The 14,871-nt window shown below is 67.2% G+C and carries 12 protein-coding genes; 3 read left to right on the top strand and 9 right to left on the bottom strand.

Translation table 11 applies throughout. The features are described 5' to 3' along the window. Window positions 1-73: 73 nt before the first annotated feature. Window positions 74-1,573 (bottom strand): triacylglycerol lipase, encoded by a 1,500-nt coding sequence (locus E3O67_RS01445; RefSeq protein WP_134427867.1) that lies wholly within the window; start codon window positions 1,571-1,573, stop codon window positions 74-76. A gap of 190 nt (window positions 1,574-1,763) precedes the next feature. Here E3O67_RS01445 and E3O67_RS01440 point away from each other — a divergent pair, with 190 nt between their 5' ends. Then, on the top strand, window positions 1,764-3,173 hold the full coding sequence (locus E3O67_RS01440) for an aldehyde dehydrogenase family protein (protein ID WP_134427869.1): 1,410 nt from the start codon (window positions 1,764-1,766) through the stop codon (window positions 3,171-3,173). Window positions 3,174-3,293: 120 nt separating this feature from the next. Then, entirely contained in the window at window positions 3,294-6,176 is a 2,883-nt protein-coding gene (locus tag E3O67_RS01435) for a bifunctional diguanylate cyclase/phosphodiesterase (protein WP_135101554.1), read from the top strand. A gap of 170 nt (window positions 6,177-6,346) precedes the next feature. On the opposite strand, the gene E3O67_RS01430 is transcribed toward E3O67_RS01435, so the two are convergent. The 8 genes from E3O67_RS01430 to E3O67_RS01390 form a co-directional block, all read right to left on the bottom strand. Beyond that, entirely contained in the window at window positions 6,347-6,820 is a 474-nt protein-coding gene (locus tag E3O67_RS01430; protein ID WP_134427871.1) for a Dps family protein, read from the bottom strand. 109 nt (window positions 6,821-6,929) lie between these two features. Further along, entirely contained in the window at window positions 6,930-7,310 is a 381-nt protein-coding gene (locus E3O67_RS01425; protein ID WP_134427873.1) for a hypothetical protein, read from the bottom strand. After that, window positions 7,303-7,896: a hypothetical protein gene (locus E3O67_RS01420; protein WP_134427875.1), complete on the bottom strand. Its 594-nt coding sequence runs from the start codon at window positions 7,894-7,896 to the stop codon at window positions 7,303-7,305. The genes E3O67_RS01425 and E3O67_RS01420 overlap by 8 nt, the downstream gene beginning before the upstream one ends. Further along, window positions 7,893-8,471, bottom strand: a complete 579-nt coding sequence (locus E3O67_RS01415) for an RNA polymerase sigma factor (RefSeq protein WP_134427877.1) — start codon at window positions 8,469-8,471, stop codon at window positions 7,893-7,895. Before E3O67_RS01415 ends, E3O67_RS01420 begins: the two co-directional genes overlap by 4 nt. A gap of 451 nt (window positions 8,472-8,922) precedes the next feature. Further along, window positions 8,923-9,138, bottom strand: a complete 216-nt coding sequence (locus tag E3O67_RS01410; RefSeq protein ID WP_134427879.1) for a hypothetical protein — start codon at window positions 9,136-9,138, stop codon at window positions 8,923-8,925. Window positions 9,139-9,254: 116 nt separating this feature from the next. After that, entirely contained in the window at window positions 9,255-10,745 is a 1,491-nt protein-coding gene (gtfA, locus tag E3O67_RS01405) for a sucrose phosphorylase (RefSeq protein WP_134427880.1), read from the bottom strand. Window positions 10,746-11,214: 469 nt separating this feature from the next. Next, window positions 11,215-12,783, bottom strand: coding sequence for an HNH endonuclease signature motif containing protein (locus tag E3O67_RS01400; RefSeq protein ID WP_135101552.1), 1,569 nt, complete (start codon window positions 12,781-12,783; stop codon window positions 11,215-11,217). 671 nt (window positions 12,784-13,454) lie between these two features. Further along, window positions 13,455-13,745: a hypothetical protein gene (locus E3O67_RS01390; RefSeq protein WP_134429664.1), complete on the bottom strand. Its 291-nt coding sequence runs from the start codon at window positions 13,743-13,745 to the stop codon at window positions 13,455-13,457. A gap of 206 nt (window positions 13,746-13,951) precedes the next feature. Between E3O67_RS01390 and E3O67_RS01385 the strand changes: the two genes are divergently transcribed. After that, window positions 13,952-14,686, top strand: coding sequence for a TetR/AcrR family transcriptional regulator (locus E3O67_RS01385; RefSeq protein WP_134429666.1), 735 nt, complete (start codon window positions 13,952-13,954; stop codon window positions 14,684-14,686). Window positions 14,687-14,871: the final 185 nt, after the last annotated feature.

Below are 14,871 nucleotides of genomic sequence, written 5' to 3'. Positions count from 1 at the left end.
GGGAAGCCTAGCGGCCGAGCGTCGCCGCCACTGCGGCTGGCAGGTCCCGGGTTGATGACTCGGAGCCGGCCGCTCAGGCCCACAGGCTGATGCTGAGTTGGAGGTGCGCGTCGGGCCCGAGCACCGCCTGCCCCATCGGGGTGATGGGGACCGGCAGCTGCCACTGCCCGTCGGTGGACGTGCCGGGTGCCCAGTCGAGCTGGTTGGGCAGCTCGGCCTGCTCGGCGATCCGACCGGCGAGGGTGCTGTTCCACTCCCAGGTCACGCTTCTGGCCCCGCCGTTGTCGTTCACCTCGACGTCGACGATGAGCGTGTCCTGCCAGTCCGCGATCTGCTCGAGATGGTCCCCGAATCCGAGGATGCCGCCCGTCTCCTTGAGCGAGATGATCTTGAGGTCGAGGGCGTAGCGGCATTTGCGCACGTTCTTCGGCTGCAGGAAGATCGTCAGCAGCGGCAACGGTGACATGGGCCCGGAAATGCCCTTCTCCGTGGCGTTCAAATCAATCGGGCAGTAGTGATCGGCTGTCTGCTCATGAATCAACACGGGCACGCCACGGATGGCCAGCCTGGCCTCGCCCTGCCAGACGCGGTCCTTGCGATCAAGCTCCAGCCCGTGCAGGCCGACCTCTACCCGCAACCCGCCGAACAGGAAGCGGGACAGATTCTGGTACGTTTCCTCCGAATTGACCAGGCCGTATCGACCTGAGTGGGAGCGGTGGATGTAGGCCCGGGCGGCCCCGTAAACATAGGCGTTGCGGACCGCGACCAGGCCATCGCTCTGCACGCCCATGACCGCGGACGACAGCCCGGCGGCCACGGAATAGTCCCGCGAATTCGTGCCGACGATGCTCAGGATGCGGGAGGGTGGGAAAGCGCCCACCATGCGACGGGGGTCCCACCGCCCCGTCTTCGGGTCGGTCTCCCGGGCAAAGTCGTGGCCGTCCGGCAGCATGTATTCCTGCATATGCCGGGGGGCGAAGATATCGCTGCCCAACGGACCGAACCGGTCCATGATCCAGCCGCCGATCGGCCCGCCGAGCTCGGGGGAGATGCCTCCATGCGGGGTTCCGATCGTGCAGAGCTTCGACACGGATTCGGCGGGGTCGGCCAGTTCGCGCTGCAGTGCGGTGCGGCAGATCAGCCCGCCCATGGAGTGGGCCACGAGGTAGACGGGTGGTCCGCCGCGGGTCTTGGCCCGCACCAGGTCGATGAAATCGACGAGCCCCTTGGCCGCGCGGCCGATGTCGTACGATTGCGGCTCGACGCCGAATGTGCCCGCCGCGGCGTCGTAGAACCGGTAGATCCACACGGAGTCCGGTTCAAGCGAGCCGGGATCGGCATTGATCAGGACGTTCTGCTGGCTGCCGGCCACTTCGATCCGGTACTGCTGGTCCTTGACCAGCCGCAGCAGTGGACCCTCGTACTGATAGAACCGCGGCTGGCCGCCGGCCCCCACCCGCACATGGGTGGAACCCTCGTTGAAACCGTAGAACGGATCATCCGCCGCGTCGTCCATGGCATTCTGGCCGCCGGCAAAACCACGCACATAGATGACGGGGTAACGCTCGCTCATCGGGTCTCCATTCGCGCGTCACGTTTTTTCGGCAGGGCCCACAGTGCCTGTCAGGGTGGCACGACTGGAGGTGTGCGGCAAGAGGATGACGGTCCTGCGCCAGAGAACAACCGCCCTGCGCGCTGAAACAAACGGGCCCGGCATCCGCTGGATAGGTTCAGAGAACTAACGGACTCACAGTGGAGGACCCATGGACACCTACGACAATCTCCTTGCGACGATCACGCCGCAGTCGGGATCGACGCGAGAAATATTCGATCCCGCAACGGGAGCGGTGGTGGGCCTGGCCCCCGTGGACACCGCTCGGGACCTCGACCGCGCGGTCACCACGGCCGGCGCGGTTCAGCCGGCCTGGGCGGCCCTGGGTCACGCTGCACGGAGCGAGATGCTGAACCGGGTCGCGGATGCGATCGATGCCGCGGCCGAGCCGCTCGCCGAGTTGCTCTCCCGCGAACAGGGCAAGCCGCTGAACGGGCCGAACGCCCGTTTCGAAGTCGGTGCGTCATCCGCCTGGCTGCGTGCCACCGCGGCGACACCGCTCGGGGCTGAGATCGTCGTCGACGACGGCCAGGTCCACGCCGAGATGCACTACCGCCCGATCGGCGTGGTCGCCGCGATCGGCCCCTGGAACTGGCCCATGATGATCGCAGTCTGGCAGATCGCGCCGGCGCTGCGGATGGGCAATGCCGTCGTGGTCAAGCCCTCGGAGCACACCCCGCTCAGCGTTCTGGGCCTCGTCGCGGTGATGAACCAGGTTCTGCCGGCCGGGCTGCTCACGGTGGTGTCGGGCGACCGTGAGATCGGCGAGCGCCTGTCCACCCACCCGGACATCGGCAAGGTGATGTTCACCGGCTCGACCGCCACCGGCAAGGCGATCATCCGGAGTTCCGCCGACACCGTCAAGCGACTCACCCTCGAGCTCGGTGGCAACGACGCCGGCATTGTGCTGCCTGACGTCGACCCGAAGGCGATCGCCCAGGATTTGTTCTGGGGTGCCTTCATCAACACCGGTCAGACCTGTGCCGCACTCAAGCGGCTCTACGTGCACGACGATGTCTACGACGCGGTCTGCGAGGAACTCACCGCCGTCGCCGCTGCCATGCCGATGGGCAACGGGCTCGATGAGAAGAACGTCCTGGGGCCGCTGCAGAACCAGGCGCAGTTCGACATCGTGTCCCGCCTCGTCGAATCGGCCAAGGAGTCCGGTGCCCGCGTGCTGATCGGTGGAAACCCCGACCTCGACCAGCCCGGCTACTTCTACCCGACCACCCTCATCGCCGACATCGACGGCGCCAACGCCCTGGTCACCGAGGAGCAGTTCGGTCCGGCGCTGCCGATCATCCGGTACACCGATCTCGACGCAGTGATCCGGGAGGCGAACAGCGTGGACGTTGGGCTCGGCGGCTCGGTATGGTCGGCCGACCTCGAGAAGGCCCGCGAGGTTGCGGCCCGGCTCGAGACCGGAACTGTCTGGATCAATGGGCACGGCGGCGTGCACCCGATGATCCCGTTCGGCGGCTCCAAGCAGTCCGGCTACGGCCTGGAATTCGGCGTCGAAGGTCTCAAGGCGCTCGGAGTGCCTCAGGTGATCAACGGCTGACCGGCCGAGACCCGCACGATCGCCGTTCACCGCACCGAGTGCGCTGGGCGGCGATTGTTGTTGCGTCCCGCTTACCTAGCGTCGAAACCCGTCGATAGAGTACTGGAGGGACGGAAGACGATGGATGCAGAGCCGCGCGAAACTGCGAGTACGACGATCGGCCTGCTTCTGCGCCATGTGCGCGAGCGCGGCGGAGACGGAGCGGTCACAGAGGTGCTCTCCCGGGCGGGCGTGCAGCAGGATGCCGCGACTCTCCAGAACACGTCCACGTGGGTCAGCTACGACACCCGTATCCGGCTGTTCGAGGCCGCAACCGCGGTGCTCGGCGACCCGAACACCATGTTCACGGTGGGCACCGGCGCGGTCCGGGGTGACATCCAGCCTGTTCTCGTGCAATTGCTCAGCGTGTTCGCCTCGCCCGGGGCCATCTATCGCCAGTTACCGCGCATGGTGCCGAAGTTCACCACGACGTCGACGATCGATGCCCTGTACGTCGGCAAGACCAGGGCGACCGTGCGCTACCGTCTGCACGACGACTATCGCCCGTCCCGACTCGACTGCCAATACGCCCAGGGACTGTTCTCGTCCGTGCCGGCCATCTTCGGCCTCGGCCCCGCACAGATCAGCCACCCGCAGTGCCAGTCGGACGGCTTCCCGGCGTGCGACTACGTGCTGACCTGGTCGACACGGGTGCGCTGGTGGTCGTGGCGATCGCGGAGCCGCTGGGTGGACTCATCCCTCGGCGTTCTGCGCGACAAGGTCCGGGAGGTGCAGCTGGCCGCCGCTGATCTCGTCAACAGCGACGACGTCGATGAGGTGCTGGCTCGGATCGTCGATCGCGCCGCCTCCGCGGTGCTCGCGCCGGCGTACCTACTCATCGTCGAACCGACCGGGGGCGGCGCTCCGCTGGTTCGCCATCGAGGGCTCAGTGAGGAACGTGCCGCCGATCTCGTGACACGGATGCTGAGTGGTGAGTTGTTGGACGAACGCGCGCTGGTCGTCGACATCGCTTCCAACCGCAAGATCCACGGGCATCTGGCCGCCGTGTTCGCGGAGGGGCACACGGCGATGCTCGGGGATCGGGCCCTGCTCGAGGCCTACGCCGGACACGCTGCTGCAGCCCTCGACCTGTTCACGGCTCTCGAGGAGTCCCGCCGGGAAGGGTTGCGCACGGCCGCGTTGCTCGGCCTCGCCCAGCAGTTGGCGACCAGCGACAGCGTCGAGGCGATCGCGGACGTCGTCGCGTCGGCACTGGCGACGATCGTCGGCAGTGACGCGGCATCCGTGCTCCTGTGGGACGCCGAGGTCGGCGAGCTGCGGCCTGCTGCGGCCAGCGGCCTCGCACCGGCCGATCGCGAGTTCTTCCTCCGGACGACGCTGACCGTGGAGCAGACCCCGGAGCTCCTCGGCGTTCTCAGACGCCAGGAACGCGTTCTGATCAGCGCCGACAACGCCAGCCCGGCCCTGGCGGCGCTGCTGCGTTCCATCGGTGTGAACAACGGTGTCGTCGTGCCCCTCCTCGCCGGGGATGTGCTGATGGGTGTCGCGACGGCCAGCTGGGTCGCCCCCGTGGCACCCGAGGTCCTGGCCGAGGCGATCACGCTGATCGAAGGCGTCAGCCGCCAGGGTGAAACGGCCATGCAGAAGGCCCGGTTGCTCGAGACCGTAAGGTACCAATCCCAGCACGATGGCCTGACCGGCCTGCCCAACCGGGCCCTGTTCGCCCTGCTGCTCGACACCGCACTGGCGGAGTGCCAGCCGAACAGCCGCACCGCGGTGCTGTTCTGCGACCTCGACAACTTCAAACGCGTCAATGACCGACTGGGCCATCGTGCCGGAGACGAGCTGCTGCGACAGGTTGCGGCTCGCCTGCGCGCCGAGATCCGCAGCATCGACACCATCGGCCGACTCGGCGGAGACGAGTTCGCGGTGCTGGTCACCGACCTTGACGGCGAAGACTCGGCCATCGAGCTGGCCCGCCGCGTCGTGGGCTGCCTGAATCCCCCCTTCCACCTGGCCGGCCAGCACGTGCGGATCTCCGCCAGCGTGGGTGTGGCCTCGCACCGGGGGCCGGGGGGCCGCGGCGAGCAGCTCCTCGACGCGGCGGACGCCGGAATGTACGACGCAAAGAGAACGGGCCGAAATCAGATCGCCGTGGCCGGCGCCGAGGCGCACGGCAGCATATCGATGGGCGTTGAATCACCGGGGGACGCCGACACGTCGCTACTCGTGGAGCTGTCCCGTGCGGTGGAGGCGAACGAGATGAGACTGTACTACCAGCCCGTCGTGGACATCTCCCGTTTCGGTGAGGAGACGGTCGTGGGCGCGGAATCCCTCATCCGGTGGGCGCACCCGCGACTGGGCATTCTCGCCCCGGGCGCATTCCTGCCGCTGGCGCAGGAACGGGGCCTGATCACCGAACTGGACCTGTGGGTGATCGCGACCGCCTGCCGGGACGTGGTCGATTGGCCGCAGCTGGGCGCCCGGCCGCTGGGCGTCGCGGTAAACCTCGACGCCGCCACGCTGCTGGATCACAGGCTCGTGTCGACGGTTCGCACGGCTCTCAACAGCAACGGTCTGGCACCGGAACGGCTCACCCTCGAGGTGGTGGAGAGCCGGTCACTCATCGATCTCCCCGGAATCGTCGAGCGCCTCGTGGAACTGCGCCGTCTGGGCATCCGCATTTCCCTGGACGATTTCGGCACCGGCTTCTCGACCCTGGCCTGGCTCAACACCCTGCCCGTCGACCAGATCAAGATCGACCGCAGCTTCATCCAGGGTCTTCCCGGAGCCTCCTCCGTGTCGCTCGTGCAGGGCATCCTGGCGCTGGCTGCCAAGCTCGACGTGGAGGTGATCGCCGAGGGGGTGGAGACCACGGAACAGCTCGACAGCCTGCGCACCAGCGGCGCCGTGCTCGCCCAGGGCTACCTGCTGGGTCGCCCGGGTGCGACCTGGGACCCGGTGGCGGGAAGCCCGTTGGCGGCAGCCCGACGCGAGGTGTAGTCCCCTCAGATCGCGGACTAGTTGCCTGCGGCGGCGAACGCTGATGTGTACTGGTGGCCCGTATTCGGCGACGGCGAACCGCAAGTGATGGTCGGCCAGGTGATCGACCGGATCGAACGGGGACGGATCGCCTGATCGCCGGCTCGAGGTATCCAGCCCGCACCGCAGGCTTAGGCCAGCATGCTGCGCAGCATCCAGGCTGTCTTCTCGTGCACGTCCAGGCGGCGCACAAGCAGATCGGTGGAGACCTGGTCGGGTGCGCTCTCGGCGACGGGTAGCACCTCGCGGATGGTGCGGGCTGTGGCCTCGTGGGCGGCGACCAGTCGACGGAGCATCTCCGGGGCATCCGGCAGGTCGGTGTCCTCGCGCACGACGGCGAGCTCGGTGAACTGGCGATAGGTGCCTGGCGCCGGGGTGCCCAGGGCGCGGATGCGCTCCGCGATGTCGTCGACGGCCAGAGCCAGCTCGGTGTACTCGTCCATGAACATGGTGTGCAGCGAGTGAAACATAGGGCCCACGACGTTCCAGTGGTAGCTGTGAGTCTTGAGGTAAAGGGTGTACGAATCCGCCAGCACTCGGGACAGACCGTGAACGATCTTCTCGAGCTGCTGGTCCGGGATGCCGATGTCGATTGTCTGACTCACTGATGACTCCTTAGGTCGTGTGGGTTTTCACGCTACACACCCGCGGTGGGACGCCCCCGTGAGAAGCGCGACCGAGCACTGGCGTTGCCGGACTGGCCGGCGAACCAGGTCAGTCGATCCGGGCCACGGTGACCGCGATCTCGGTCGCGGCCGGGCTCCCGTTCTGGTCGAGCTGCTCCGTGATCGCGTCGTGTACGCGGCGACTCACATCGATGGCCGCGTAGGGGGCGGTGACGCCGATCTTCACCGCGATCTCCAGGCCGGTTTTTTTCTCGCTGACCGAGACGGAGCTGTTCGATTTCGGCTGGCCGGTCACGGCTTCGACGGCGGAGGCGACTACGGAAGCGACCACGGTCGCCACGAGCGGGGCCGCCGAGTACAGCGCGTCCACGCCGGGAACGGCCAGCACCAGCTCGTCTAGTTGCCTGGGCAGCGGGGATTCGGGGGCAGGGTCGGGCGTCACTTTTTCCGGTGCCGGGGCGTCACTCATCACTGCTCGCTTTCGCACGTGGGGGCACGGGTTGGTACAGGTCGCGAATGGTGATGTCGACGGCTTCGACCGCGAGTTCCGTGTGCTGGTGGAGCGCGACGTAAAGCGCCTCCCGGAGCGCAACGACGAGCGATGGAATGATCTCGCCCTCCAGGACCGTGGCATCCACCCGCACGGTGACCGGTGCGCCCGGCTCGCTAACGTCGCCGTCGAGGCGGCACCGTCCGACGATGATGTTCGGAATGCTGTCACCGGCGGCACGCAGGATGCCGCGCACCGCACCCTCCGTCACGCTCAGCCGGGCGGTCGATGAGGGGTGGCTGATCGGGATGTCACGGCCGGCGCGCGCCTCGATGCTGATGGCCTGCAGAATCGTGCTGACCCAGCTGTCCTCGCGCTCGGATTCCAGCTCCACGTCTTTCTTGAGCAGGGCGCGCTGCGTGTTCCGGAGCCGCTCCATGCCGCGCAGCGCGATCTCACACTCGGGGGATCCGTCGATGCTCGGGTCGGCCGGGGACCGGTCCCGGTCGAGGTAGTCGCTCAGCTCCTCGAAAGTGTGCCCGGCGAGCTTGTCGGAGGATTTCATCGCCATTCCTCCATTTCCTGGAGCAGGGTTTTCCGTGCACGGGCGAGAAGCCCGCGAACGGTCGAGACGGGGAGCTCCAGTTCTTCCGCAATGTCGCCGTAGCTGCATTCCGCGAGTTCTCGCAACATCCAGCAGCGGCGCTGGTCCTCAGGTAGATCGGCGAGGACACGCGTCAGGGCCTCCGTCTGAGACTCCGCTTCCGCCAGTCTATGCGGGGAATGACGCTCTGGGGCCGGAGCGTCGGTGAGGTCGATGTCGACATGGTGCCGCCGGGCGCGGAGCCGGTCGACGCTTTTCCGGCTGACGATACGCATCAACCAGCTCTTCACGGCGGCACCGTTCTCAAGGGTGGGCAACTGCTGCCAAGCGGTGATGAAGGACTCCTGCACGACGTCGTCCATCTCGTCGTTCGACCCAAGGACACGGCTGGCATACACCCGCATCAGCGGGCCGTAGCGGCGCACGAGCACCTCGAATGCCCGAATGTCCCCGTCAGCGGCACGATCCGCCAAAGTTTGGTCGGGGAACGACTCCAGCGGAGACGCGAGCGGAGCCCGGGTCGGGGTATTCGGCATCGACGCTCCGCCCTTCCTCTGCCGTTAGAAAAAACATTTCACAATTCCGTGACAAATATGTCACAACCGGCGTCCCAATGGTGACAGCCTCTGTCAGCCGCAGACCCCGAAGGATGCACGATGTTCTATTCTCCCTCCATCGATGACACCACAGCCAGCAGTGCCGTCCGGCCTACGTTCGATGCACTCCTTCTCGGTCCGGCCGAAGCTGATGGCGGTGCCGGGGACTCGGCTGCCGGGGACCCGACGGCTGCGACTGCATTTGTCTGGCGCACGCGCGCGTGGCTGCCGCCCACGAGACACCAGCGACAAGGGCTGTCGCTGAGCGTGAATCCGACCGAGGTCTGAATCGTCCCCTCGGTTGCAGATCCAGTCGTTGCGCCGGAAGAGAACGCAAAGCAGCGCTGAAAGTCCCACGATCAGTGCTGCGGCCGCGTAAAAGCCGGGTGGCTTACCTCAGCCCGTGCTCGTACACGTCCTGGAGGTACGGTCCCATCTCGTCCTGAAGCAAATGCAGGTCTCGCCGCGGCAGCGCGTTCACGACCTCTCTCAGAGGGAGGATGATCCGCCGCAGCGTCCGCAACCGCATGAGAGTGAAATTTCCGTTCATGTGCACGGTCACCAGTGCCCGGTCGGTGAGGAAGGCAGCGATTTCGTTCGTGGTCACTTTCGCCGAGGAGGGCTCGAGGCTGATGGAATACGCGGACAGGGCCGCCGCAGTAGTAGCTGGTTCGGGGTTTGCGCACACCGCAGTCAAGCCCGATCGCCCGCGATCGAATTAGGTCAGCGCGGCGCGGGCTCCCAGTCGGCGACGGATACGACCGTGTCGAGCACCTGCGTGCGTCCGGAATCCGTCAGCTCGATGCGGATGGTCGGGGAGCCCAGCGTCGTGGCCACCGTGAGCCGAGCGCTCGCTTCAGCAGCCGTCCAGAGGAGTTCGATCCGGTCTGCAGCGAGCCCGGCCCAGGAGAAGTCGCCGGCGAAGGCCGGGTGAGTGCTGCGGATGCGGGCCAGGCCGAGCTGCGCGCGGGTCACGTCGGTGGTGAGGGCCTGTTCGATCTCCTCCGCCGTGTAGACGTGGCGGTTGACGTCGCGGCCGTTGCCGGTGCGCCCGAACAGCTCGGTGTCGTCGAGGCCGCCGAGCAACCCCACGTAGTACACCTGCGGTCGGCCGGGCAGGAAATGCTGCACGGCGCGGGCCAGGAAGTAGGGAACCTCCTCGCCGCCGAGCACGCTGTAGAAGGTCGCATTGATCTGATGTGGAAGGGTGAACCACTCGGGCACGACGGATGCGACGGTGGAGTGGCCGTGCGTGGCCCGCTCCGCGCGGGCGAAGATGTCGACCATCTCGGACTGGGTCAGGAGGCCGGGCTTGTCGCCGATCGGGCCGGCATCGATGATGCCGATGCCGTCGTGGGTGTCGAGCACCGTGATGGCGTTGGCGGGGCGGATCCGGAACCAGTCGGCGAGGCGGTCGACGGTTCCGGTGCCGAGCGAGTGCAACAGGAGCGGCGCCAGGGCGAAGTCGTAGACACGGTCGACCAGCGGGGCGATCGCGAGCTGCTGGCTGTAGTGCGCGTGCACCTCGACGAGCACCTCGAGGTGTTCCTCGTGGGCCAGAGCCACCACGGTGCGGGCGAACTCGAGGGTCTGCGCGGTCATGAAGCTGTCGGTCCCGGGGGTCTTCACGGCGTAGCCGACGGCGTCGAGCCGCACGGTCGAGACGCCGCCGCCGGCCAGTGTCTGCAGAACGCGGCGCAGGTAGGCGAGCGCCGCGGGGTGGTTCACGTCCAGGTCGACCTGGGTGGGCATGAAAGTCGTCCAGACCAGGTGGCGGCTGCCGTCGGCGCCCTGATAGGCGGTGAAGGGCAGGCCGGGCCGCGGCCGGTAGAACGCCGTGATGTCCTTCTCGGTGCCGCCGTTCGGGAAAACCGTGTCGAAGGTGAGGAACATGCCCTCATAGTCGGAGTCGGTGCCGCGTGCAAGCCAGTCGATGAACTCGACCGAAGAGGAGGAGACGTGGTTGACGATGAGGTCCGCAGTGAGCCCGCGCGTGCCGGCGAGGCTGCGCATGTCGGCCCAGTTGCCCAGGCGGGAATCGACCGCGGCATGGTCGATCGGGTCGAAGCCGGCATCCGCACCGTCGAAGGGAACATAGAACGGCAGCACGTGCACGCTGCCGTAGGCCCGGAGCGGGCCGTCAAGCAGGGTCTGCAGATCGTGGATGGTACCGCCCAGGCGATCGGCATAGACGAGCAGCTCGATTGTGGTCATGTTCAACTCCGGTCCGACTCGGTGCGGCCGCGAGCAACACCGATTCAGAAGTTACGGCACCCGGTGGGCCAGAGCAATTCCGGCATCATCACTGCCCCGCACATTCCCCACCCTGCCTGGCCGCGGGAGCGGGTGCTTCGTCGTTCTGCGGGGCCGAAACCGACGTTTCACCCGCTCTCGTGGCTCAAGACGGGTTTCCGGATGAGGTCGAGTGAGCCGGCCCGGGCCCGGAGAACTTTCTCGCCAGGGCTCATGCGGCACTGGTCGAGCTTCGGTGGTCGAGCCTGTCGAGACCGGACGACCCGACGTGGGGAGGTTCCCCGGTCGGTGGTCGAGCTTGTCGAGTCCGGGCGACCCGACGTGGGGAGGTTCCCCGGTCGGTGGTCGAGTCTGTCGAGATCTGGCGGTCTGACGTGGGGAGGTTCCCCGGTCGGTGGTCGAGCTGTCGAGCCCGGGGGCTGGGAAGCATCTACTCGTCGTCGTGGGTCACGTTCTTCCGCTCGATTGCGTCGGTCATCCGGGTGCGGGACTTGGTGACGGTGCGCCATTTGCGCACCCCGGTTTCGAGCCAGGGTGGTGCCATGATCTGCGCGGCACCGCGGACCATCCGGATGGCCCAGCCGGAGGCGTTGAGGTAGCGGTGGTGGAACCAGCAGAGGCAGACGCCGTTGTCGGTGTGGGTGGGTCCGCCTTCTGAGTGCGGGATGACGTGGTGGATCTCGGTCATTCCGGCGGGGATTGTGCAGCCGGGGATGATGCAGGTGCCGTCGCGGAGTTGGATCGCTCGGCGTTGCGCGGGGGTGAAGCAGCGTTCGGGGGAGCCGAGGGCGATGATGCGTCCCTCGTCGTTGATGACGATTTTTTGTTGGCCGCCGGTGCTGATCAGGTCCGTGACGGCGTTGATCGTGATCGGTGCTTCGACTCCGTCGATCCAGCCGACGCCGTGACCCTGACCGAAGTCCGCGTTCAGGTCTTGCTCTCGGACGCTGACGAGGACCGTGGCGGGGGCGCCGCCGATGGTCGGGGATTCGCCGGCGCGGGAGGCGACGTCGAGGATGACGGCGAGTACGTCGTGCCGACGCTGGTCGGGGGTGCGGTCGTCGCGCTCCAGCAGCGCCTCCTCCCGCACCTGTTCCGGCGTCAACTCCTGTTCCAGTGTCAATTCCTGTTCCAGTGTCAGCTCCTGTTCCAGTGTCAGCTCCTGTTCCTGGGCGGCTTCTTCTTCCTGGTGGAAGGCGACCGGGGCGCTTTTCGGTGAGAGGTAGGCGTCGAGGAGGCGGCGGAGCTTGCCCGCGATCTCCGGCATCAGCGCCCCCGAGAGGGGAACGATGCCGTCGCGTTCCCGGCCGAGGCGAATGCCGCGGGCGGTCATGGCGTGGTCGTCGGGCCGGGACCCGTCGGGCGCGAGCACGGCCTTCCAGACCGCGCCCTGCACCCGGATCTCCTCCGCCGATGCGGGCACGGGGGTCTCCGAGCTGGTGCCGGTGGCCGCAGCCACGAGTTCGGTCTCGGCGGCCTGTACCGAGTCGAGGTCGGTGCATCGCAGCGTCGGCGTCAACGCGGTCAAGATCGCGTCGGCGGTGTCGATGCCAATCGCACCTGTGGCCAGACTGATCGCGGTTGCCGGGAAGAGGGGTGGTAGTGGTTCGCCTGCCAGGGAGCGGCCGGTGCGGAGCTGCCTGCCCAGCCGCATCCGTCGCTGCGCGGTCGGCCCCGACACCAGGGTGACCCGCTCCAAGAGCTCCCCGGGCGTGCGGCAGCCGCGCCTCGCGGAGAGCCGGCCGGTGCCGAGCTCGGGCCGGGACCGGTCCGCGACCTCCGCCGCCGTAGCCACCCGCAACGCGTCGACCCGCCGGCCAAGGACCTCGACCGCGGTCGTCACCTGCAGCAAGCCATCGTCATCGAAGCCGCCCACCACCGAACACCGCAGCGACCCCGCGAGCCCCGCCGCGAGAGCCTGCAGCTCAGCGACCGCCCACGCCGCCGCAGACGAGCCGGGTACGGCATTCGCTGCGGGAGTATCGGTGGGGTTGTTCACAGACCCGAGTTTACCAGAAATAGAACAAGTAATCGAAGGTCTGTCATCTTACCTGAAAAGTTTATTCGTAATCTATTTCTACGTTCGGCACCAGGCTGGGCCGGGCAGCCGAGCGGCAAAGCCGCTAAACGAATTCGACGGAGATTTTGGCCGAACCCACCCCGAAATCACCGAAAATGCAGTTGCAGACAAAGATCTCCGTCGAATTCGTTCGATGCCGGACTCCGTGTAAGCAACCGCAACCGCAACCGCAACCGCAACCGCAACCGCAACCGCAACCGCAACCGCAACCGCAACCGCAACCGCAACCGCAACCGCAACCGCGTCAGCCGGCGCTGATTCCCTGGGCAGCGCCACGAGCATACGTCGAGGCCTCAGGCACCTAGTGCCGCGTAGCGTCCGGCTCGCCGAGGTTCGTCCAGTGCTTCTCGGAGCCGCAATCTTCGCACTGGAACCAGATCTCTTCATCCGCCAGGGTGTCGGTTGCCAGGGCCCGGGTTCGCATGATTCCGACACAGGCACGCTGCGGGCAGTGGGGATGGAAGTCCATGTGTGTGAAGCGCTCTCTCTCGGCGCGGCAATAGTGCCGTCTGTATTGACCGTGACGGGAACATTACTCCGATTCAGGTCCTGCGACCAGAAAAGAGCTGACAGAGCGGCTTCGGCATGGGCTACCGGCCGAGGCTCGCGAGGAGCAGCGGAAGCGTATTCGTCAGCAGCCCGTACCCCAGGGCGGCGGCTCCGATGATCGCGGGCAAGATGCCTGAGGTCACGCCGAGGCGTCGTGCCCGCAGGCCGCGCATAGTGGCCGGAATAGTCGGAGTGATCAGCACGAGAACGGCCGCAAGGCCGGCCAGCGCCACCCTGCCGAGCGGGATCGGCTCGGCGCCGACGCTCTCGTAGCCCTTGAGCCTCAACAGGGCATCGCCCAGGACCATCGCTACGGCGAGAGACTCCGGCACAGCGCCACGGAGAGCCAGGCGGCGATACGGGCACGGAGCCCTTTGCGCGGTGCCTGCCCTGCCGGGGCGCCGGCGCTCGTTCCTGAAGTGGACCGGGTCGCTCCTTCGTCGCCGCCAGACTGCCCGTCCGTGCCGCTCCGGACAAGCGAGGGCCGGCCTGCTCGCGGCATCCGTTCGTTCGCATTCCGTGATAATTTCGCCAGACCATGCCAGACCTGCCTGCTGCTCCCTCCCGGCCTGCCGGGCCGCCCGGGCCGTCGCGACCGCTCTCTCGGATCGAGGTCGCCGACATCGCGGTTCGCCTGTTTCAGAAGCACGGCTACGAGTCCACGAGCACCGTGGACATCGCCGAGGCGGCCGGCGTCTCGCGCAGCACCTTCTTTCGGCAGTTCCGGTCCAAAGACGACGTGATCTTTGCCGACCACGACGAACTGGTCGCCCGCATCGACGAGTATTTCGCTGTGCCGCACCCGGATCCGTGGCTGGCCGTGTGCGAGGCAGCCGCCATGGTCTTCGAGAGATTCCGCGAACGACTGGAGATCGTGCGGATCCGGGACCGGGTTGTGCGGGAGACACCGGTGCTGCGGGACCGGGAAACCATCATGGCGATCCGGTACGAACGGATGTTCGCCAGCTACCTGCGCAGCACCGTGCCGGGCGTGTCGCCCCTGACTGCCATCCGGTTCGCCGCCGCCGTGACGGCCACCCACAATTTCGTGCTTCGGCGCCTGATCCGGGCGTCGGACAGCGTGGGCCCGTTCTCGCTGGCCGCCGAGCTCGCCGAGGTGCAACGGCTTTTCCGCCCGGATGCCGCGGCGCCAGGCCCCGAGGCGCGGCCCTCGGGCGACGTGGTCGTCGCCGTCTTCCCGGCCGCGACGGATCCCCTGGAACTGGCTCGCGCCATCGAGGAACGCCTTCGCGCCCAGACGCGCCCTTGCTGACACTGAGTGCCGCTTGACCTGAGACTGAGTGTCAGATAGAACTTGGGTCTGGGTATTTTCCGACCGGCGCACAGGGGCACCGTGAGTGGTGCGCTCGACGGCTCGACGGCTCGACGGCTTGACGGCTCGACGGCTCGACATCTCGGGGGGCCCGACGGCCGCGCGCGGGTGCCTGCTCCACCCGG

This window comes from Cryobacterium sp. TMT3-29-2 (genome assembly GCF_004564305.1).
GTDB lineage: Bacteria > Actinomycetota > Actinomycetes > Actinomycetales > Microbacteriaceae > Cryobacterium > Cryobacterium sinapicolor.
Note: the sequence above shows the minus strand (reverse complement) of the source record. Positions and strands in the feature narration are given on the sequence as shown.